Here is an 18,997-nt window from a genome sequence, read left to right as displayed (position 1 = left end):
ATGAAGACATCGCTAAACATTGTTTATCAGCAAATTAAAACAATGGGGTTGCGCTACGTAATGCTTCGTATTTACTACGAAATAGAACGTAGGATAGCTTTTCGGCACGTTCTGTTTTCAAGAAAAAATCTCCGGCATTATCGGGTTAGCATTGCTGCGTGGAGAGATCAGAAGATTCAATTTCTTTTTGATCCCCACAATCTTTTGATAACGAAGACCAAAGCGCCAGAAAATTTAAGGGCAAGCGTTGAAAAAATTAAAAAAGATCAATACTCATTTTTCAGCTCGGAATGGTTGAAAATGGCGGATTGGCATACGAACCCTAAGAATGGATATTCCTACGATCCCGAACAGCACTGGTCTAAAATTCCCGACCTGTCGCGACAGGCAGGAGATATAAAATATGTATGGGAGAAGTCACGCTTTTGTTTCCTGTATGATCTGATCCGCTACGATTATCATGAAGGAAAAGATCAGGCGCAGTTCGTATTCGGTAAGATTGAGGATTGGATTGATAGTAACCCTGTCGATCTGGGGCCCAACTGGCGGTGCAGTCAGGAAATTGCGTTAAGGGTATTGAACTGGACATTTGCGCTCTATTATTATCAGTTTTCAGCTCATCTGGATCAGCGCATTTTCAGCAAAATCGCGGATAGTATCTTTAATCAAATGCGCAGGGTGCAGGATCATATGCGTTTTTCACGCATAGCATTGCATAATAACCACACACTCACAGAGTCGCTGGCGCTGTATTCTACCGGGATGTTGTTTCCCTTCTTTCCTCAAAGTTCCGTTTGGAAAAGAAGTGGCAAGCAATGGTTCGAAAATGAGATCGAAACTCAGATTTTTGAGGATGGCACCTATATTCAATTTTCTACCAATTACCAGCGTGTTGTGGTGCAGCTGCTTTCCTGGGCATTACGCCTTGGTGAGGTCAACAGGGACAACTTGAGTGAAAAGGTTTACCAGAAAGTCAGAAAATCGCTTCGGTTTCTGGTAATGTGTCAGGACGGTATCACCGGGTGGCTTCCGAATGCCGGACATAACGATGGTGCCTTATTTTTCCCGCTATCGGCAAGTCACTACCGGGATTTCCGGCCGCAGTTACATACACTGGCAAACATCCTGAATATTGATCTGGGTTACCGTGACGGCGCCTGGAAGGAGGATAGCGAATGGTTTGGGATCAAGCCTGCAGGCGAACCGGGGCGAATCGTACGCGAGAATGTTACGAGCTATGCTGACGGTGGATACTTCATTGCGCGGGATGGGGGCAGCATTACTTTATTGCGATGCGCTAAATACAGGAACCGACCTTTTCAGGCAGATAATCTGCACCTGGACATTTGGGTAAACGGTCAGAATGTTATGCGCGATGCAGGTACCTATTCCTATAATACTGATCCGGAATGGACAGATTATTTTTCGGGGACGGCTTCTCATAACACGGTTATGCCTGGTTCGCACAGCCAAATGTTAAAAGGCCCAAGATTTATGTGGTCTCACTGGGTTACGAAAGCCACCGGAAATATCTGTGAAGAAAATGGCCTTGTGACTATGTATGGCGAGTTTGAAGGATATTCCTCTATCAAAAAAGGCATTATTCATAAAAGAAAAGTATCCAGGCGAAATAATGAATTGCATTGGCTGATAGAAGACTGGATTGAAAATTTACCGGACCGTATGGAGCTGCGGCAAATCTGGCACCCTTACGACCAATTTTTTGAGAACTATCGGATTAAGGCGCAGAATAGCGCCGGGAAGGAAATTTATCCCGAAATAGGCACAGGCTGGTACGCTGAAACTTACGGTCAAAAAAAGCAGGTGGCCAGGGTAACTTTTTTGATTGAAGGCGATTACATCCGTACGGAGATTCGTGAAACCGGATCAGCCTGATGCATATACTATTGATACATCAGTTTTTTCTGAAAGATCACGAAGGTGGAGGAGCCAGGTGGAATGAAATGACCAGGGCCTGGATCAATAGCGGTCACGAAGTGACAGTACTTGCAGGGAATGTGCATTATATGTCCGATTTCAAAGCTGGGAAAAAGCCGTGGTTTGAAGAATATACCAGTTCCGGCGGAGCGAAAGTTATCAGATGCCTGGTGTCGCGTAATTACCATTCCGGGTTTTTGGGACGCCTTTGGGGATATTTCTCTTTTGTTTTTTCTGCACTGTTTGCAGGGATATTTTATGTCCGCGGCACATGTGATGTTGTAATAGTCACTTCACCGCCTCTGTTTGTTGGCCTGGCCGGATGGTTCATTTCCTTTGTCAAAAATATACCTTTTGTATTTGAAGTCAGGGACTTATGGCCTGAGTCAGCGGTGGAAACCGGTGTGCTGAAAAATAGGATATTGATCAAATTATCGCTTTGGCTGGAAGGTTTTTTGTATCGAAACGCCGAGCTGATTACTGTCCTCACACCTGCATTCAAAAAGCATTTGATACGCTTCAAGCAAATTTCAAGCGAGAAAATCATAGTAATACCAAATGCAGCCGACTCCCGCCTCGCGGATTTTGTGATGGGAACAATAAATAGAAGCGCATTTCGAAAAAAGTTGGGTTGGGAGGGACGGTTTGTGCTGATTTACGCAGGTGCACACGGAGTTGCCAACTGCCTGACGCAGATTGTGGGGGCGGCTGTTTTACTGTCAGATACCAACGCTCATTTTGTATTGATCGGCGACGGGCCCGAAAAAGCAGAGCTGATCAATATGGCTAATGCCCTTGAATTGAGCAATCTGACATTTATGAATCCGATTCCTAAAGAAGAAGTTTTGAAATATATCTGGGCCTCGGATGCCGGAATGTCGGTTTTAAAAAAAGCAGACATTTTCAAGACCATTTACAGTAACAAAACATTCGACTATTTTTCCTGCAAAAAACCCGTAATGCTGGCAATAGACGGCGCATCAAGGGATCTGGTAGAATATGCACAAGCGGGGATTTATATTGAGCCGGAAAATGCTTTGGATTTTGCAAATAAAGTCAGGCAATATCTAAATGATCCGGATCTGGCAATCAGGCACGGAGAAAACGGGCACCTGTTTGTCCGGGAACATTTTGATAGAGAAAAACTGGCAGAGGAGTACCTGCGTCAGATTAATGCCATTCTTTTAAACACCCGATCGCATTAATGTTAGTGTACGGAGATTAGGCGGGAAATGTTGAACCGAAATAGCAGACAAGAAGTTTTTAGAGAAGCAGTATTAAAAAACAGTTTACTCTATATTTGCCGTAGGGTATCTGTGCATTAAAATAGATCGAATTGTCAACCTACTTCAAAAATATATCAGAAGGAATCTCCACCACGGTCACTGGAATGCGCCTGACGCTGCGTCATCTTTGGAATGCGCGGAAAAGACGCAGCTTGGTGGACATTCGTTCCGGTGATTTTTACGATCAGCAGGACGGAATGGTGACGATCCAGTATCCGCAGGAAAGTATTCCAATACCGGATAATGGGAGGTACCGGTTACATAATGAGATGGACGACTGCATTGTCTGTGACAAATGTGTGAAAGTTTGTCCGGTCGATTGTATCGAAATCGAGCCCATCAAGGCGATAGAAGAAGTCGGTCGGGCCTCCGATGGTTCTCCGATCCGGCTATTTGCTGCAAAGTTTGATATTGATATGGCAAAGTGCTGCTACTGTGGCCTTTGTACAACAGTCTGCCCGACGGAGTGTCTGACAATGACCAAGACATTCGATTACAGTGAGTTTGATGTGAGGGATATGGTTTACAACTATTCCAATCTCACCCCTGAGCAAGCCGACGAAAAACGACAGCTGCTTGAACAATTCCAGAAAGAAAAAGAGGCATTAAAAGCAGCTTCAAAACCTGCCGCTGCTGCTGAGCCCGTTGCTCCGGCCCCAGTTGCACGTCCTGTTTTCAAACCTTCTGCGAAGCCTAAGCCTGCGGCAACCGATGAAAAGCCGGCAAGTGCTGTTGAGGAAACCGCGGAGGTAAAGCCAGTTGCACGGCCGGTTTTCAAACCTAAAAATCCCGCTGCTCCAGTTTCGAATGAGGATACTAATGTAAAGAGCGAAATATCTGACGAGGTCCCAGTCCCTAAACCGGCATTTCGTCCGACATTAAAGCCCAAAGTTGTTCCTGAGGAAAATAACGTCGAGCAACCTGTTGCTGAGATTCAACCTGTTGCTGAGGCGCCGGAAACAGCCCCGGCGCGCCCGAAACCGGTTTTCAAGCCAATGATGAAGCCGAATGTGATTTCGGAGGAAGGTGATGAAAAACCAGCAATAGAACCTTCGGCGGAAGCCCCTGTTGTGGCTAAACCTGCATTTAAACCAACGATGAAGCCAAAAGTGGCTTCGGAAGAAAGTGTGGAAAAACCAGCAGCTGAGCCTTCGGCGGAAGCCCCTGTTGTGGCTAAACCAGCTTTTAAACCAACGATGAAGCCAAAAGTGGCTTCGCAGGATGATAGTGACAAGCCGGCAGCCGAACTTCCTTCGGAAAAACCTGCTCCGGCCAAACCGGCATTCAAGCCAACGATGAAACCCAAACCGAAAGAATAGCCCGAAATATTACAGTACCGACAGAATGGAAACAATAGAGGCAGCAGCATTTTACGGATTTTCGACGCTTGCGATAGTGGCCGCGCTTTTCATTTTATTCTCGAAAAACCTGATATACGCGGCATTTGCGTTGTTCTTGACGTTTCTCGGAGTGGCAGCACTGTTCGTTTTGGCAGGCGCCGACTTTCTGGGTGTTTCTCAAATTATGATCTACGTCGGAGGAATATTGGTATTGCTGATATTTGGGATAATGTTGACACAACGAGCGATCAAAGACGACAGTCCGAGCAGACATAATAGGGTGGATGTGCCCGTTAGCAGGAAAGTCTGGGGAGGGTTGATTGGCTTTGGCATTGTGATGATTTTTACCAGGATCATTTTCTCCGCTAACTTTCGTATGTCAGGTGAAGCGGTCAGTCGAAAATCTACTATTAAAACAATTGGTGTTGAATTGATGACAACACATCTGTTGCCATTTGAGATTGCCGCTGTTTTACTTCTGGTGGCGCTTGTTGGTGCCGCATATCTTGCCTTGAACCGTAATCCGGCAAAATGACTTCGATAACCATATACCATTATTTAATAGTTGCTGCAGTATTATTCGCTACGGGACTTGCGGTGGCAATCACCAAGAGGCATTTTATTGGGATTTTGCTTGGTATCGAATTGATGCTCAATGCAGTTAATCTCAACCTTGTCGCATTCAGCCGTTACGATAGCGACCGGCTGAGCGGGCAGCTATTTGCCCTGTTTGTTTTGGTAGTGGCTGCTGCCGAAGTGACCGTCGCGCTCGCGATCGTATTGCGGGTTTACGGTCATTTTAAGACAGTCGACCCGGATGAATTAACGGAAATGAAAAAATAGGTTCCAATATGAATTGGCTTTTCCTCTTTCTAGCTTTTCTTATCGGAATTTCTAATGCGGTTCAATCGGGAGTCAATGTACAGCTGCGAGAATCGATCAATAACCCTATCCTTGCTGCAATCAGTTCTTTTTTTGTAGGTTTGGTAATCCTGCTGATCGCGTTTGCCTGCTTCAATCAAAATCCTGTCCCTTCCTTAAGTGATTTGAAACAGATCTCCTGGACGCGATTCATGGGCGGTGCGCTGGGCGCTTTTTATGTGTTGACGGTTATTATGATCGTCAGGCACATTGGTTCGGCCAATATGATCTGCCTGGTTGTTGCCGGGCAAATGGTCGCCGTTATGACAATCGATCACTTTGGTTTGCAGGGCTTTGCAGTGCATCAAATCTCTTTTCCCAGAATAATGGGTGCTATCCTGCTCGTCGCGGGAGTTTACCTGATTATAAAAAATTAAAGGCAGCAGTTGAATGAACAAGCCTGCTGCCTTTTTGTTGATAACGGGAGAAATTAAGGGATTCTGTTAAAAACAAAAAGATCTACAAATACCCATTTGTTGTTTTCCATCTTGCCTCTCTGGATAACCAGTTGGTTCTGAGAGCGTCTCTCGTAAATAATCCGCACAGAAATATCATCTTTCTCAAAGAGCGCCTGATTCTTTTTCGCCTCTATAAAATTGTACGTGTCGGAAACATCTTTCTCCTCCAGCGCGATAAGGCCTGGTTTGAAATGCTTCACTCTTGCGACAGGGCCTTTTTCTGTTTGTTCAAATGCAAATACCTCATAAAGCGCAGGTTTGTCATCTTTGATCATACGAATATAGCCCATGATGTTGCCGCCCGCAGGTGCAGTCCAGGAAGCTTCGATCGGGCCGCCATTGTAGGTGCCGAGCCAGTGGCCTTCGAGGAAACTAAGGTCGTTTAAAGTTCCGGATGCGGTTTGGGCATTAACCGCCCCGCCGAGTAGCAGTAAAAAGAGAAGTAAGGAACAGATCTTGGCAGACCGGATTTTGTTGAATTGTACCATTGGTTACAGGTTTATTTTAAGCCGGCAAGATAGCCGAATCAAGCCTTTAAAAAAATAGCCGCCCTGTTTCCAAGGCGGCTGATTTATCATTTTCGCTTTTCACATATCAATAAGCCCTTTCGAGTTTTCCTTCGTAGGAGTTAGCAAATGCTTTGTTAACCACTTTATTTCCTCCCTGCGTTGGGTAATTTCCGGTGAAGTACCAATCACCCAAATGGTCCGGGCAAGCTTTGTGCAGGTTTTCAACGGTTTGAAAAACGACAGACAATTCCGCATTCAGGTCTTTTGGACGAATGCTTTCCGCTATTTTCTGAGATATCTCTTCGTCAGTAAATGGCTCATAGAGCGCTTTAACGAAGTTGGTATGATAAGGATTTTTAGTTGCTATGGAAGTCACACTTTTTGTGTAAACGTCTTCCAGCAGATGGTCCAGATCCCGTTCTTCCAACAGTTTTAAAACCGCCCTGAATGCAACGAAGTCCTTCATTTTAGACATATCAATACCGTAACAGTCGGGGAAGCGAATCTGTGGAGCCGAAGAGGCAACAACGATTTTTTTCGGCTTGAGGCGGTCGAGCATGGTGAGGATGCTTTTTTCGAGAGTAGTGCCCCTAACAATGGAATCATCAATGATCACAACTGTATCCACGTTTTTGCGGACAACTTCAAACGTTGTATCATAAACACTTGAAACCATGTCGTCGCGCAAAGCGTCGGCGGTAATGAAAGTCCGTGATTTTACGTCTTTTGTTACCAGCTTTTCAATCCTTGGGCGGAATGACAAGACCTTTTCCAGGTCCTCTTCGAACAAAATACCCTCCATAATCGCCTGTTTGCGCTTTTTGGCAAGGTATTCTTCTAAACCTTCGATCATTCCAAGGAATGCGGTTTCCGCTGTATTTGGTATATAAGAGAAAATCGTGTTCTCGAGATCGTAATCGATCTCCTTCAGGATTTGAGGAATCAGTAATTTTCCTAACTGCTTTCTTTCGTAATAAATATTCGGATCTGTACCCCTTGAAAAATAAATCCTTTCGAAACTGCAGGAACGTTTTTCAAGGCGAGGCAGGATTGGAAATTCGTTATACTCACCGTTTTTGTCAACAATTAATGCAGAGCCGGGAGTAATTTCCAGAATCTGATCATAGTCAACATTGAATGCAGCTTTGATAGCCTGTTTTTCAGACGCTACTACAACAACCTCATCGTCAGCATAATAAAACGCCGGGCGAATGCCGGCAGGGTCGCGGATTACGAACGATGCGCCATAGCCGGTAAGGCCGCACATCGCATAACCGCCATCAAAATCTCGGCAGGAACGGTATAGTACCCGCTGTAAATCGATATTATCTTCGATGACATCAGAAAGTGTGGGATTTTCGTAGACACCTTTGAAGCGCTCGAACACCCGCTGGTTCTCCTCATCCAGAAAATGTCCTATTTTCTCCATAACCGTTACGGTATCTACTTTCTCTTTCGGATGCTGGCCAAGAGATACCAGTTTTCCGAAAAGTTCATCCACATTAGTCATGTTAAAGTTGCCTGCCATGACCAGGTTCCGGCTTCTCCAGTTACTTTGGCGGAGCATGGGGTGACAATTTTCGACTTCGTTGGTTCCGTGCGTTCCGTAGCGCAAATGGCCAAGCCACACTTCCCCTGTAAATGCAAGGTTTTCCTGGAGCCATTTGGCGTCCATTGCACGGTCTCTGTGATTTTTGAGACCTTTCCGGAATTTCTTGTGGATTTTAGAAAAAATGTCCGTAAGTGGCTGAGGCTCTACGGATCTGTAACGGCTGATGTAACGTTTGCCGGGAGGGACTTCAATTTTAATGTTGGCTACACCGGCTCCGTCCTGACCCCGGTTAACTTGTTTTTCCATCATTACTGAAAGCTTGTGTACCGCGTACATGGGCGTTTCATACTTGTCGATGTAATGTTGGTAGGGCTTTCTTAGACGGATAAGTGCTATGCCGCACTCATGCTTAATGGCGTCGCTCATAAGAAGAGAAATGCGTTACAAATATGAATGTTTGCAGCTATGCAAAGCGTATTATCTCAATGTTAACACAACGAATTTTAACGGGTGTTTAGTTCGTCATTTCTTACAAAGGTACAAATCGTTTAGCTTAAAAAATTTCAAAATCGGATGATTTTTCTCCCTTTCCGAATCTCTTTGAAACGCCGATAGATTAATCACAATCACCGAATGGTAAATTTATATTAATAGCACTCCTGTCGCTGACAAACCTATCTTACAGAAAGATAAGTAATTTTGGTTAAAAAGTGGTTCAGTATGCTTTATAAAACCCGCGGAATTGCTTTAAGCTACATTCGCTACCGGGAGTCCTCTATCATCGCGAAAATTTATACGGAATCGTTCGGGATACAGACCTATATAGTGAACGGGGTTAGGAGCCCGAAATCAAAAACCAACAAAATAGCATTCTTTCAGCCACTTACACTTCTTGATCTGGTTGTTTATCACAAGAGCAAGGAGGATACTATTCACCGATTATCTGAACTGAAATGTTATGCCCCTTTTCGCTCGATCCCATTTGATATTATTAAGTCGAGCCTGGCATTATTTGTGACGGAAATATTGGGCAAAACGCTCAGAGAGGAAGAAAGCAACGAACCCTTGTTCCAGTTTTTGCAAGAGGCAATTCTTTATCTTGATCATGCGGAAGTACATTTTGAGAACTTCCACATTCATTTTCTCTCACAGCTTGCGTCTTACCTGGGATTCGGAATTGAAACCGTGGAAGATCTGGAAAATGAACTGAGGGGAAATAATTATCCTCAAACGGCTGATATGGTCGAGCAAGGTGCAGTCCGAGAGTTACTTACTTCGGGATTCGGGTCGGTTATAACCCTAGACAGGGGCCGCCGGTTAAGGATTTTGGAAAAATTGATATTCTTTTACAAAATTCACATGGACGGGTTGGGAGAAATCAGGTCAATGGAAGTTTTAAAAGAAATTTTACGATGACCAAACCGCGGAAACAACCTGGCATAATTTTGATAACGTATATACTAACATTTAAATAATGTAAAAATGAAACGTATACTGACAACCACATTACTATTCATCTCATTGGTCACTTATGGGCAGGTCCCAAAGGGCGCCTGGAAGTCACAAGAGCCGACAGGTAGTGCCTCTACGCTGATTGTAGCGGATAATTATCTTGTGATTGCATCTTATAGTGTTGGGAACAAATATTTCGAGCGAACTGAGGGAGGGCCATTTACCATGAGTGGCGACCAGATGACTTATACACCAGAATTCAATTCTGCTGATACTGCCAAAATCGGGATTCCCACTGTTTTTACAGTTACTGTTAAGGATAAAATCCTTACCCTAAGATATGAAGAGGCAATGGTGTGGATGCAGGTTGATGATGCTTCTAATGTCCCGATGGCCGGGGCGTGGCATATCACGGAGCGCGCACAGGATGGGCAGGGAGGGCTTGTGAAAATTCATCAGCAGGGCACAAGAAAAACCTTGAAATTACTTTCTGGAACCCGTTTTCAATGGTTTGCTATCGATCCGGGAGTTAAAGGTTTTTATGCAACCGGCGGTGGAACTTACAACGTTAAAGATGGAAAGTATACAGAGAATATCCAGTTTTTCTCGAAAGACAATAACCGGGTAGGGACATCTCTGACATTTGATCACAAGCTTGAAAATGGTCGTTGGGACCATAGCGGTAAAAGCAGTGAAGGTAAGCGGATTCATGAAGTTTGGGAAAAGATCAAATAGCGGGAGAGTTATTTAGATTTATTCAAAATAAATTTCGCTAAACATTTGAATCATTCTAAATAGGTATTACATTTGCCCAGGTTTAACTGTTTACGGAATGAGTGTTTTTGGGATTAGCGAATGTAATACAACCTCTGATCAGGGTAGTTTCTGGATGAAATCGTTCAGTGACCACTCGGATTGCGTATTCAAAAAGTGCTGTGAGAAGTACAAAAAAAAGGGGAAACATTGTAAGAAGTGCCCCAAGAAATAGGACAGTTGAGCCGTATTAAGTAGTAATACAGTTCATGGTGAATAATTATAAGAGAGGGAATGCCTTGTAGCGTTCCCTTTTCTATTTCGACTCAGACCTTCCTTTTTAACTCGAAATTCTGCCCGAGATATACCCGGCGCACTACCTCGTCTTCTGCCAGTTCTTCCGCGGTTCCCTGTTTCAGTATCTTTCCTTCAAACAGCAAATAAGCCCGGTCTGTAATGGAAAGCGTTTCGTTCACATTGTGGTCGGTGATCAGGATACCGATATTCTTATGCTTGAGTTTAGCTACTATACTTTGAATATCTTCCACGGCAATCGGATCGACGCCGGCGAATGGTTCGTCGAGCAGAATGAACTTAGGATCAACTGCCAGTGAACGAGCGATCTCAGTCCTGCGACGCTCACCTCCTGAAAGTACCATACCTTTACTTTTACGAACGTGAGCAAGGTGAAATTCTTCAATGAGCTCTTCAACCTTGTCCTTTTGCTCGGCTCTGGAAAGGTCTGTCATTTCAAGTACTGCCTTGATATTCTCTTCAACAGTCAATGAACGAAAAACCGATGCTTCCTGCGCGAGGTAACCCAGTCCAAGCCGCGCCCGCTTGTACATTGGCAGGTTGGTGATATCTTTATCGTCCAGAAAAACCTTACCACTGTTAGGCTTAACGAGCCCTACGGCCATATAAAAGGAAGTGGTTTTGCCTGCCCCATTAGGCCCAAGCAGCCCGACGATCTCACCTTGTTCTACCTGGTAGCTTACATTGTTATTTACTAAACGTACCCCGTATTTTTTGACAAGGTTCTCAGTTCTGAGTATCATGATTGTTGTTTCAAATGGCTGCACCGCATTTCAATGCAGCTTAATGTCTTTCAAAGAGAGTTGTAACGTTTTTTTGTCACGAAAGTTATTTTCTTCCAGGCAATAGCAAATAGAAAACGGCCGGCCCATACTGATATCCGGATAAAAATGTGCCATTCCAAATCCTATTGCAGTATAAATCTGCGAATTGCCTTGCTTTACATCGAACTTAATATGTTTCTCCTTCATCAGGGACGGCCTGTTTACCAGCGTCACATAACCGGATTCAAACACGGGTGTCATATTCCCCGGCCCAAAAGGTCCCATTTGTCTGAGGACATTATAAAACTTGGGTGAAATCGTTTCGAGATGCAGTAGCATGTCGACATTGATCATCGGTATGAGCTGATCGGGCAGAATGCGGTTGCTTACAATTTCATTGAACCGCGATTTAAATGCTTCAAGATTTTGTAGCGGTAAAGTTAGCCCGGCAGCGAACGTATGACCGCCATATTGCTCCAGAAGATCTGCACACTCCTCAATTGCTTCATATACGTCAAATCCTGGAACCGAGCGGGCCGATCCTGCGGCTTTACCGTGCGACTGAGTCAGAATAATGGTAGGTCGGTGGTATCTCTCAATGCAGCGGCTGGCTACAATTCCTATTACACCTTTATGCCAGTCTTCTTTATATAGAACAGTACTTTTTGCAGTTGCCGCCCAGGTATCATTTTCGATCATGAAAAGCGCCTGCTCTGTGATATTGGAGTCAAAATTGCGGCGCTCACTATTGTGTTTGTTAATTTCCATCGCAAACTCGAGCGCCTCTTCATCCAGTTCGGAGAGCAGTAGTCTGACAGCTTCCTTGGCATGCTTAATCCTGCCAGCCGCATTTATTCTTGGGCCTAATCCAAAGACAACGTTAGTAATATCGAGGGCACCATTAATCCCCGCGACTTGTATAAGTGCCCGTATACCTGTACGAGGTGAAGCATTTAGCCTTTTTAAACCATAAAAAGCAAAAATCCTGTTCTCGCCTGTGATCGGAACGATGTCGGAAGCGATGCTTACGACCAAAAGATCAAGGTATTCATAAAGAGACTCAAGGTCAATGTGATGCTGAATGCAGAATGCCTGCAGCAATTTGAAACCTACCCCGCAGCCGGTCAGTTCTTTGTAGGGATATAAGCAATCCTCCCGTTTAGGATCCAGTACCGCGACAGCCGCAGGGAGTTCGTTGCCGGGGCGGTGGTGATCGCAGATGATAAAGTCAATGCCTTTTTCTGAAGCTGCTTCAACTTTATCAAGAGATTTGATCCCGCAATCCAGTGTTACTATTAAGGTAAAGCCATTTTGTTCCGCCCAGTCAATGCTCTGCCACGAAACGCCATACCCTTCCTCATAGCGATCGGGAATATAGTAGTCCAGGTTAGCGTAAATTTTTCTCAAAAATCCGTAAAAAACTGCAACTGAGGTAGTACCATCCACATCGTAGTCGCCATATATCAGGATTTTTTCACCATTCGCAATTGCTTTTGTCAGTCTTTCCACTGCGGCATCCATATCTTTCATCAGGAAAGGATCATGGATCTGGGATAAATCAGGCCGGAAGAAGGTTCTGGATTGTTCAAAGTCCATGATACCGCGGCGTACAAGCAGCGCAGCCAGGGAAGGGTCTACATTTAAAGATTCGGCAAGTTCGCCGACTACCCGCTGTTCGTCTGGCGTAAATTCGGGATGGTGTATCCAGCGCTTATCAATCATAATACAAATATAGATGGATTATTTCACGCCTGATCACTTCCTATTATCCGTTCGTACATCAGGAAAAGCTAGTTGAAAGGTCTTATCTTTGCAAGCTATTAACATTCTTTAAGATAAATGGGTCGTCTTCTTGCAATCGATTTTGGATCTAAGCGCAGCGGCATTGCCGTCACTGATCCATTGCAAATTATAGCTACTGCCCTGGATACTGTCGCCACACACGACCTCAGGAACTTTATCAAAAAATATTCCGAAAAAGAACAGTTGGAGGCATTCATTGTAGGAATGCCAAAAAAGCTTGATAATACGGATAGTGAGAACGCAGCGCGTGTAAATGCGTTCATCAAGCTGCTTCGGAAAGATTTTCCGGAAATTCCGGTCCACACGCACGATGAAAGGTTTACTTCCTCGATGGCATTGCAATCGATGATCTCAGCCGGCTCGAAAAAGAGTGACAGAAGAGAAAAGGGAAATATAGATAAGGTAAGTGCAACCATTATTTTGCAGTCCTATATGGAAAGCCGGGATAACGGAAGAAAGTTTTTATAATGTCAATTCAAGTTTTAATAAAATGATTTACCCAATTGTTGCCTACGGAGATCCAATTTTAAGAAAGCCAACCAGGTTCATTGAAAAAGACGAGCTCGACCTGAAAAAGCTTTCTGAGGATATGTTCGAAACAATGCGCTCTGCAAATGGTGTAGGCCTCGCCGCCCCACAGATAGGAATGAATATCAGGGTTTTTGTGGTTGATGCAACCCCTTTTGCAGAAAAGGATGAAGATGATGACGAAGATGAAGCTGATTTGTCACTCGCTGATTTCAAAAAAACTTTCATCAATCCTGAAATCCTGCAGGAGAGTGGAGAGGAGTGGGCTTTTGAAGAAGGTTGTTTGAGTATTCCGGGTATACGAGGCGATGTTTACAGGCCGTCGACACTGAGGATCAGGTACCGGGACGTGGAGTGGAACGAGTATGAAGAGGAGTATTCGGGTATGGCCGCCAGGATCATTCAGCATGAATATGATCATTTACTGGGTAAGTTATTCGTCGATTATCTGCCGGTACTTAAGAAACAGTTTATCAAGAAGAAACTGACAGATATCTCAAAAGGGAATGTCGACGCAGATTACAGGATGCGTTTCCCGAATCGCAAATAGGTACATATATATAAGGTACATTGTCAACTTAGTTTTATGCCGGGAATTCCCACAGAGACTTTAAGCGTTGCATTGGTGCAGTCCGACTTGTACTGGGAAGATGTGACGGCGAATCTTTCGTCGCTCGAAGAGAAAATTGCGCAAGTACCTGATGCTCCTGATGTGATCGTATTGCCGGAAATGTTTAATACCGGCTTTACGATGAACACATCGCTGGCAGAGCCGATGAACCTCACCACGACAAGGTGGATGAAGCAAATTGCCGCGCAGACGAAATCACTGGTAATCGGAAGCTTTACAGTAAGTGAGGGAGGGGATTTTTATAACCGAGCCGTTTGCATGAAGCCTGACTCGACCTTTTTGTACAGCGATAAGCGGCATCTTTTCACATTGGGAAACGAGCATTTATACTACCAGCCCGGATCAGACCGACTGATGATAGAATGGAAAGGCTGGAAAATTACACCCCTAATCTGCTACGACCTCAGGTTTCCGATCTGGAGCAGAAATACTGCTTCAGACCCCTACGACATTCTTATATATGTGGCCAACTGGCCTTCCAAAAGAGCGCATGCGTGGAATACACTCCTGAAGGCGCGCGCAATCGAAAATCAGTGTTATGTTGTGGGGGTCAATCGAATCGGGGAGGATGGTAATGGCCTAAAATACCAGGGCGATTCTGTTGCACTTGATTATCTGGGAGAACCTGCCTGTATGCTGGCCGATAAAGACGTAGTCAAGATCGTGCGTTTCTCAAAAGACGATCTGGACGAGTACCGCACTTCATTTCCTGTAATGCTGGATGCAGACCGATTCATAATAAGATAAAGTTGAGACTGTAAACTATTCTATCACCTTAGGTACCATAATATAGCGCTCATTTTTTAACGGGGCATTAGCAAGAGCTTCGGGCCTTGTCAGCGTATTGGAAGCCTCATCACTGCGCCACGCATTTACTTCATCCGAAATATGCGTAAGTGGTTCAACACCCTCTGTATCTATTTCATTTAGCTGGTTCATCCAATTGAGAACTGAGTCCATGCTTTTGAGAATCGCTTCTTCCTCTTCCGGACGAATTTCCACACGTGCCAGATGGGCAACTTTATACAAGGCGTCCCGGTCAATTTTCATTGTATTAAGAATTTGTTAAGTTCGGATATTCAGTGTAGCTGAAAGCCAAAATTACCTGATTTTTGTCAAACTGCTCTAGCTACGGACCGTGTTGGATGATTTTTTAGAGACAAATCTTTAAGGTGGAGGCATTATGAACGATGTTGTTTTCTGTCAATATCCTAACAAAGGCAGGTCCTGTTTCGCTTCCGATTTTAAAAATGTTGTTAAGACACTTAGTAGGAGAAAAATATTATTTGCTTTTTCTGGTTAATGTTAAAATATTTTGAAATGCAATTAGGCGACCGGAGAAACATGTATAGGGACTTTGGCTTAAAGAGTGCAATTTTGTAACTGTTTGATACTCGGGTATTTTTTTGGCGAAATGAGTATTAAACTTAGATTTATTACTAAAATAGCTTGCAGCTTAATCTTCAAAATATACAATTTCGGATAGGAGCAATCCGAATTGGAATAAAAAATCTGACGAAAAGCTTGCTTTTTTTTAAAAGGAAAACTCATACTTTTGTAGATGACGATAACTGAAAAAAGCGATCGAAATTTTATTTTACCAAAACCAGTTTTTACCAAAAATTTTATTTAATTCACAACCAAAATCTCAATTTAACCTTTAAAAGTAAGTCTGATGGAAAAGAAAGCTACAAGTCCGGCACCTGCTCCTAAGCCTGCCGCGGCGGCAACAAAAGGCAAAGGCGGTTTAAACCCGGCATTGGTAATCCCTCTACTATTTGCGATTGCATTATGCGTTTACATTTTCGTGCTGGGAGCTCCTGAGCACTTCAAAGATGGTGATCATGCAAAAGGCCCGATAGACGGTGACTACTACGGAATCGTTTACAAAGGAGGTCCTATCGTACCAATTTTGATGACCTGTTTCCTAATCGTATTAACTTTTACAATCGAGCGTTTGATCACATTGAACAAAGCGAGCGGATCAGGAAGCATTGATTCTTTCGTTCGTAAAGTGAGAACCCTGCTTGACAAAAACCAAATCGAAGAAGCAATTAAAGAATGCGATAGACAAAAAGGTTCTGTTGGTAACGTTATCAAAGCCGGTCTTTTGAAATACAGACAATTGACTACTGAGACTGCACTTGACAAAGAACAAAAACTGGCTGCTCTTCAGAAAGAAATCGAGGAAGCTACTACGCTTGAACTTCCAATGCTTCAGAAAAACCTGACAATTATCGCAACACTTGCTGGTGCTTCAACTCTTTTGGCACTTCTTGGAACGGTAATTGGTATGATCAAAGCTTTCGCGGCTCTTGGTACTTCCGGTTCTCCTGACTCTGCTGCACTTGCAACTGGTATCTCGGAGGCCCTTATCAATACGGCACTTGGAATTGGTACTTCTGCGATTGCAACGATTTCTTATGCTTACCTGAACAGCCGTGTTGACGACCTTACTTACAGCATTGACGAGATTGGCATGAGCCTTCAGTCAAACTTTGCTGCACATTATTAATAGTTTTTTGAACTATTTTATATTGAGGTTTCGTTAATATAAAAAAAACTTATATATTTGTTATGGCAAAAGTAAGACCTAAGAAGCACGCCCCGCATACAGATATGACGGCGATGACTGACGTAGCGTTCTTACTATTGACCTTCTTCATCATGACTGCGACTTTTAAGTCGAACGATGCGGAGATTACTACTCCTTCCTCGATTTCGCAGATCAAAGTACCAGATGATGATATCATGGTCATTAGTATCGACAAAGCGGGTAAAGTGTTCTTCGGAGTTGATGCGCAGCCTGTAAGAGCGGCGATGTTAGATAACATCGGTCAATCCAAGGGCATCACATTTACGGATACTGAAAAGGCGAAGTTTGCAGTTCAGTCCAGTTTCGGTTTTCCTTTAAACCAATTGAAGCCCTGGCTTAATATGCCAAAAGATCAGATGTCTCAGGTGAAACAACCTGGTATTCCTGTGGATTCAACTGGTGCCAGTGAACTCGCTGACTGGGTTTATGCGGCCCGTAAGGCTAATAGCCAACTTCGTATCGCTCTGAAAGGAGACAATTTGTCGAAATTTCCCGTATTTAAGGATGTGTTGGCAAATTTGCAGTCGCAGAACATTAACAAGTTTAACCTGATCACAGGTAGTGAGCAAGCGCCTGCCGGCTACACAAACGATTAAGGGTTGTTATTAGTAATCATTTTTAATTAAAGCAAGAAATGGCAGCAATTGAAGAATCGGGTGGTGGGCACGGCAAAGGCGACGGTAAGGTTCGGGCGAAGAAAATGTCTACACGGGTAGACATGACTCCGATGGTAGACTTGGGATTTTTGCTAATTACATTCTTTATGCTAGCAACAACCATGTCGAAGCCAACTTCCATGTCACTGGCGGTGCCGGATAAGACAGACAAGGAGGATCAGGAAAAGACCGAACCTTTAAAAGCATCAAAAGTATTGACCCTGTTTATGGGTGCTAACGATGATGTATATTATCTGGATGGAGTTGCAGCTGATGATGACAAGGCGGAAGCGTCTTTGAAAACGACGCGTTACGGTTTTGATCTAAGAAGCGTAATTTTTGCTTCACAAAAACGTATCAATGCTGCGAATCCTAAGGATGAGAAAGGTAACGATCCTTTTGTGGTCGTGATCAAGCCAACTGCAGTTTCAACTTATAAGAATATGGTTGATGTACTGGATGAAATGGCTATCACGAAGTCTAAAAGATATGCTTTGGTAGAGACTTTGACGGATTCGGAAAAGAAGCTATTAGGTGACAAGGTTGTTCCTAAAGATCAATAATTTTTAACTAACTATTAATCAATACGCGCCATGGCAGAACTAGGCCCGAATGCAACACTTGACGACATAGTGTTTGCGGATCGTAATAAGGCGTACGGTGCATTTGAACTTCGTAGAGGCTATCGTGCAGATGTTACGAAGGCTACTTTAATCGGAGCTGTACTCTTTGTGCTTGCCATGTTTACTCCGTCAATCATAAATAAATTGACAGCGGGCAAGGAGGAAGAGGAAGTAATGGTTGAAGTGGATTTAATGAAAATACCACCGCCGCCAATTGACCCGGCAGAACCACCACCGCCACCACCGCCGCCAGTTGAGCAGCCTAAGGTGAATACAGTGAAGTTCTTGCCTCCGGAAGTAAAAAAGGATGAGGAAGTACCTGAAGAAGTTCCGCCTCCAACAGTTGAAGAAATTAAAGAAGCTGTTGTAGCAGACAAAACAATCGAAGGTGATCCTAATGCAAATGAAATCATTGTAGCTCCTGAGGCTGTCGCAGCTCCGAGCAAAGGTACAGTAGTTGAAGCTGCACCTGAACCTGAGAAGGTATTTACGGTGGTTGAGCAGCAACCGGAATTTCCGGGAGGTACTGCAGAAATGTACAAATACCTGGGAAAGAACATTAAGTATCCTAGTGCAGCTTCTCGCGCTAACGTTTCCGGAAGAGTTTTTATGTCGTTCGTTGTTAATACGGACGGAAGTATCCAGGATGTGGCAGTGTTAAAAGGACTTGGTTTTGGTTGCGATGAAGAAGCTATCCGTGTTGTGAAAGCAATGCCGAAGTGGAAACCAGGAAAGCAATCAGGACGTGCAGTTCGTGTTAAGTATAACCTGCCGATCAATTTCCAACTGGAGTAACTCATGAGGGAAAAACCATTGCATGAGAAGATCGGTGATCTGACCTCTGTGTTAATGGCTGTGACATACATAGGAGG

20 protein-coding genes are annotated in these 18,997 nt (G+C 44.0%); 15 read left to right on the top strand and 5 right to left on the bottom strand.

Annotated features, from left to right (window positions below; translation table 11 throughout):
- The 6 genes from FXO21_RS09560 (at position 1) to FXO21_RS09535 (ending at position 5,862) form a co-directional block, all read left to right on the top strand.
- Positions 1-1,896: a heparinase II/III family protein gene (locus FXO21_RS09560; RefSeq protein WP_149639872.1), complete on the top strand. Its 1,896-nt coding sequence runs from the start codon at positions 1-3 to the stop codon at positions 1,894-1,896.
- Positions 1,896-3,143 (top strand): glycosyltransferase family 4 protein, encoded by a 1,248-nt coding sequence (locus tag FXO21_RS09555; RefSeq protein WP_149639871.1) that lies wholly within the window; start codon positions 1,896-1,898, stop codon positions 3,141-3,143. The genes FXO21_RS09560 and FXO21_RS09555 overlap by 1 nt, the downstream gene beginning before the upstream one ends.
- Before the next feature lie 131 nt (positions 3,144-3,274).
- Complete coding sequence (locus tag FXO21_RS09550; protein ID WP_225865635.1) at positions 3,275-4,543, top strand: 4Fe-4S binding protein; 1,269 nt, start codon at positions 3,275-3,277, stop codon at positions 4,541-4,543.
- 34 nt (positions 4,544-4,577) lie between these two features.
- A complete protein-coding gene (locus FXO21_RS09545) occupies positions 4,578-5,099 on the top strand; it encodes an NADH-quinone oxidoreductase subunit J family protein (protein ID WP_149643436.1) in 522 nt (173 codons plus the stop codon).
- Complete coding sequence (gene nuoK, locus FXO21_RS09540) at positions 5,096-5,407, top strand: NADH-quinone oxidoreductase subunit NuoK (RefSeq protein ID WP_149639870.1); 312 nt, start codon at positions 5,096-5,098, stop codon at positions 5,405-5,407. The genes FXO21_RS09545 and nuoK overlap by 4 nt, the downstream gene beginning before the upstream one ends.
- Positions 5,408-5,415: 8 nt before the next feature.
- Positions 5,416-5,862 carry a DMT family transporter gene (locus tag FXO21_RS09535; protein ID WP_149639869.1) on the top strand — a complete coding sequence of 149 codons (447 nt, stop codon included), beginning with the start codon at positions 5,416-5,418 and terminating at the stop codon, positions 5,860-5,862.
- 53 nt (positions 5,863-5,915) lie between these two features.
- Here FXO21_RS09535 and FXO21_RS09530 read toward each other — a convergent pair whose 3' ends face one another.
- Positions 5,916-6,431 (bottom strand): DUF6265 family protein, encoded by a 516-nt coding sequence (locus FXO21_RS09530; RefSeq protein ID WP_149639868.1) that lies wholly within the window; start codon positions 6,429-6,431, stop codon positions 5,916-5,918.
- A gap of 106 nt (positions 6,432-6,537) precedes the next feature.
- Positions 6,538-8,430, bottom strand: coding sequence for an amidophosphoribosyltransferase (locus FXO21_RS09525; RefSeq protein WP_149639867.1), 1,893 nt, complete (start codon positions 8,428-8,430; stop codon positions 6,538-6,540).
- Positions 8,431-8,724: 294 nt separating this feature from the next.
- Here FXO21_RS09525 and recO point away from each other — a divergent pair, with 294 nt between their 5' ends.
- Both recO and FXO21_RS09515 read left to right on the top strand, forming a co-directional pair.
- Positions 8,725-9,420 carry a DNA repair protein RecO gene (gene recO, locus FXO21_RS09520; RefSeq protein ID WP_149639866.1) on the top strand — a complete coding sequence of 232 codons (696 nt, stop codon included), beginning with the start codon at positions 8,725-8,727 and terminating at the stop codon, positions 9,418-9,420.
- 66 nt (positions 9,421-9,486) lie between these two features.
- Positions 9,487-10,191 (top strand): hypothetical protein, encoded by a 705-nt coding sequence (locus tag FXO21_RS09515; protein ID WP_149639865.1) that lies wholly within the window; start codon positions 9,487-9,489, stop codon positions 10,189-10,191.
- A gap of 344 nt (positions 10,192-10,535) precedes the next feature.
- Here the strand turns inward: FXO21_RS09515 and lptB are convergent, their stop codons facing one another.
- Both lptB and recJ read right to left on the bottom strand, forming a co-directional pair.
- Entirely contained in the window at positions 10,536-11,267 is a 732-nt protein-coding gene (gene lptB / locus FXO21_RS09510) for an LPS export ABC transporter ATP-binding protein (protein ID WP_149639864.1), read from the bottom strand.
- Positions 11,268-11,297: 30 nt separating this feature from the next.
- Complete coding sequence (gene recJ / locus FXO21_RS09505) at positions 11,298-13,010, bottom strand: single-stranded-DNA-specific exonuclease RecJ (protein WP_149639863.1); 1,713 nt, start codon at positions 13,008-13,010, stop codon at positions 11,298-11,300.
- 117 nt (positions 13,011-13,127) lie between these two features.
- On the opposite strand from recJ, the gene ruvX reads away from it, so the two are divergent.
- Genes ruvX through FXO21_RS09490 form a run of 3 tightly spaced genes read left to right on the top strand, consistent with a single transcriptional unit; the run spans position 13,128 to position 14,997 of the window.
- Positions 13,128-13,559 (top strand): Holliday junction resolvase RuvX, encoded by a 432-nt coding sequence (gene ruvX, locus FXO21_RS09500; RefSeq protein ID WP_149639862.1) that lies wholly within the window; start codon positions 13,128-13,130, stop codon positions 13,557-13,559.
- A 22-nt stretch (positions 13,560-13,581) separates the two neighbouring features.
- Positions 13,582-14,169, top strand: coding sequence for a peptide deformylase (def, locus tag FXO21_RS09495; protein ID WP_149639861.1), 588 nt, complete (start codon positions 13,582-13,584; stop codon positions 14,167-14,169).
- Between the two features lie 36 nt (positions 14,170-14,205).
- Complete coding sequence (locus FXO21_RS09490; RefSeq protein WP_149639860.1) at positions 14,206-14,997, top strand: amidohydrolase; 792 nt, start codon at positions 14,206-14,208, stop codon at positions 14,995-14,997.
- A 15-nt stretch (positions 14,998-15,012) separates the two neighbouring features.
- On the opposite strand, the gene gatC is transcribed toward FXO21_RS09490, so the two are convergent.
- Positions 15,013-15,300, bottom strand: coding sequence for an Asp-tRNA(Asn)/Glu-tRNA(Gln) amidotransferase subunit GatC (gatC, locus tag FXO21_RS09485; RefSeq protein ID WP_149639859.1), 288 nt, complete (start codon positions 15,298-15,300; stop codon positions 15,013-15,015).
- Between the two features lie 625 nt (positions 15,301-15,925).
- On the opposite strand from gatC, the gene FXO21_RS09480 reads away from it, so the two are divergent.
- From FXO21_RS09480 to FXO21_RS09465, 4 genes are all read left to right on the top strand, one after another.
- Positions 15,926-16,765 (top strand): MotA/TolQ/ExbB proton channel family protein, encoded by an 840-nt coding sequence (locus FXO21_RS09480; protein WP_149639858.1) that lies wholly within the window; start codon positions 15,926-15,928, stop codon positions 16,763-16,765.
- A 62-nt stretch (positions 16,766-16,827) separates the two neighbouring features.
- Complete coding sequence (locus FXO21_RS09475; protein WP_149639857.1) at positions 16,828-17,442, top strand: ExbD/TolR family protein; 615 nt, start codon at positions 16,828-16,830, stop codon at positions 17,440-17,442.
- A 38-nt stretch (positions 17,443-17,480) separates the two neighbouring features.
- Positions 17,481-18,065 (top strand): ExbD/TolR family protein, encoded by a 585-nt coding sequence (locus tag FXO21_RS09470; RefSeq protein WP_149639856.1) that lies wholly within the window; start codon positions 17,481-17,483, stop codon positions 18,063-18,065.
- A gap of 30 nt (positions 18,066-18,095) precedes the next feature.
- Positions 18,096-18,920 carry an energy transducer TonB gene (locus FXO21_RS09465; protein ID WP_149639855.1) on the top strand — a complete coding sequence of 275 codons (825 nt, stop codon included), beginning with the start codon at positions 18,096-18,098 and terminating at the stop codon, positions 18,918-18,920.
- The last annotated feature ends 77 nt before the right edge of the window (positions 18,921-18,997 follow it).

This window comes from Dyadobacter sp. UC 10, assembly GCF_008369915.1.
Lineage (GTDB): Bacteria > Bacteroidota > Bacteroidia > Cytophagales > Spirosomataceae > Dyadobacter.
The sequence above is the reverse complement of the archived record's forward strand: the minus strand, read 5'-3'. Positions and strand labels throughout refer to the sequence as shown.

Coding starts and splice junctions, on each gene's coding strand:
- FXO21_RS09560 (WP_149639872.1), top strand. CDS start 1: ATGAAGACATCGCTAAACATTGTTTATCAGCAAATTAAAACAATGGGG.
- FXO21_RS09555 (WP_149639871.1), top strand. CDS start 1,896: ATGCATATACTATTGATACATCAGTTTTTTCTGAAAGATCACGAAGGT.
- nuoK (WP_149639870.1), top strand. CDS start 5,096: ATGACTTCGATAACCATATACCATTATTTAATAGTTGCTGCAGTATTA.
- FXO21_RS09535 (WP_149639869.1), top strand. CDS start 5,416: ATGAATTGGCTTTTCCTCTTTCTAGCTTTTCTTATCGGAATTTCTAAT.
- FXO21_RS09530 (WP_149639868.1), bottom strand. CDS start 6,431: ATGGTACAATTCAACAAAATCCGGTCTGCCAAGATCTGTTCCTTACTT.
- FXO21_RS09525 (WP_149639867.1), bottom strand. CDS start 8,430: ATGAGCGACGCCATTAAGCATGAGTGCGGCATAGCACTTATCCGTCTA.
- recO (WP_149639866.1), top strand. CDS start 8,725: ATGCTTTATAAAACCCGCGGAATTGCTTTAAGCTACATTCGCTACCGG.
- FXO21_RS09515 (WP_149639865.1), top strand. CDS start 9,487: ATGAAACGTATACTGACAACCACATTACTATTCATCTCATTGGTCACT.
- lptB (WP_149639864.1), bottom strand. CDS start 11,267: ATGATACTCAGAACTGAGAACCTTGTCAAAAAATACGGGGTACGTTTA.
- recJ (WP_149639863.1), bottom strand. CDS start 13,010: ATGATTGATAAGCGCTGGATACACCATCCCGAATTTACGCCAGACGAA.
- ruvX (WP_149639862.1), top strand. CDS start 13,128: ATGGGTCGTCTTCTTGCAATCGATTTTGGATCTAAGCGCAGCGGCATT.
- def (WP_149639861.1), top strand. CDS start 13,582: ATGATTTACCCAATTGTTGCCTACGGAGATCCAATTTTAAGAAAGCCA.
- FXO21_RS09490 (WP_149639860.1), top strand. CDS start 14,206: ATGCCGGGAATTCCCACAGAGACTTTAAGCGTTGCATTGGTGCAGTCC.
- gatC (WP_149639859.1), bottom strand. CDS start 15,300: ATGAAAATTGACCGGGACGCCTTGTATAAAGTTGCCCATCTGGCACGT.
- FXO21_RS09480 (WP_149639858.1), top strand. CDS start 15,926: ATGGAAAAGAAAGCTACAAGTCCGGCACCTGCTCCTAAGCCTGCCGCG.
- FXO21_RS09475 (WP_149639857.1), top strand. CDS start 16,828: ATGGCAAAAGTAAGACCTAAGAAGCACGCCCCGCATACAGATATGACG.
- FXO21_RS09470 (WP_149639856.1), top strand. CDS start 17,481: ATGGCAGCAATTGAAGAATCGGGTGGTGGGCACGGCAAAGGCGACGGT.
- FXO21_RS09465 (WP_149639855.1), top strand. CDS start 18,096: ATGGCAGAACTAGGCCCGAATGCAACACTTGACGACATAGTGTTTGCG.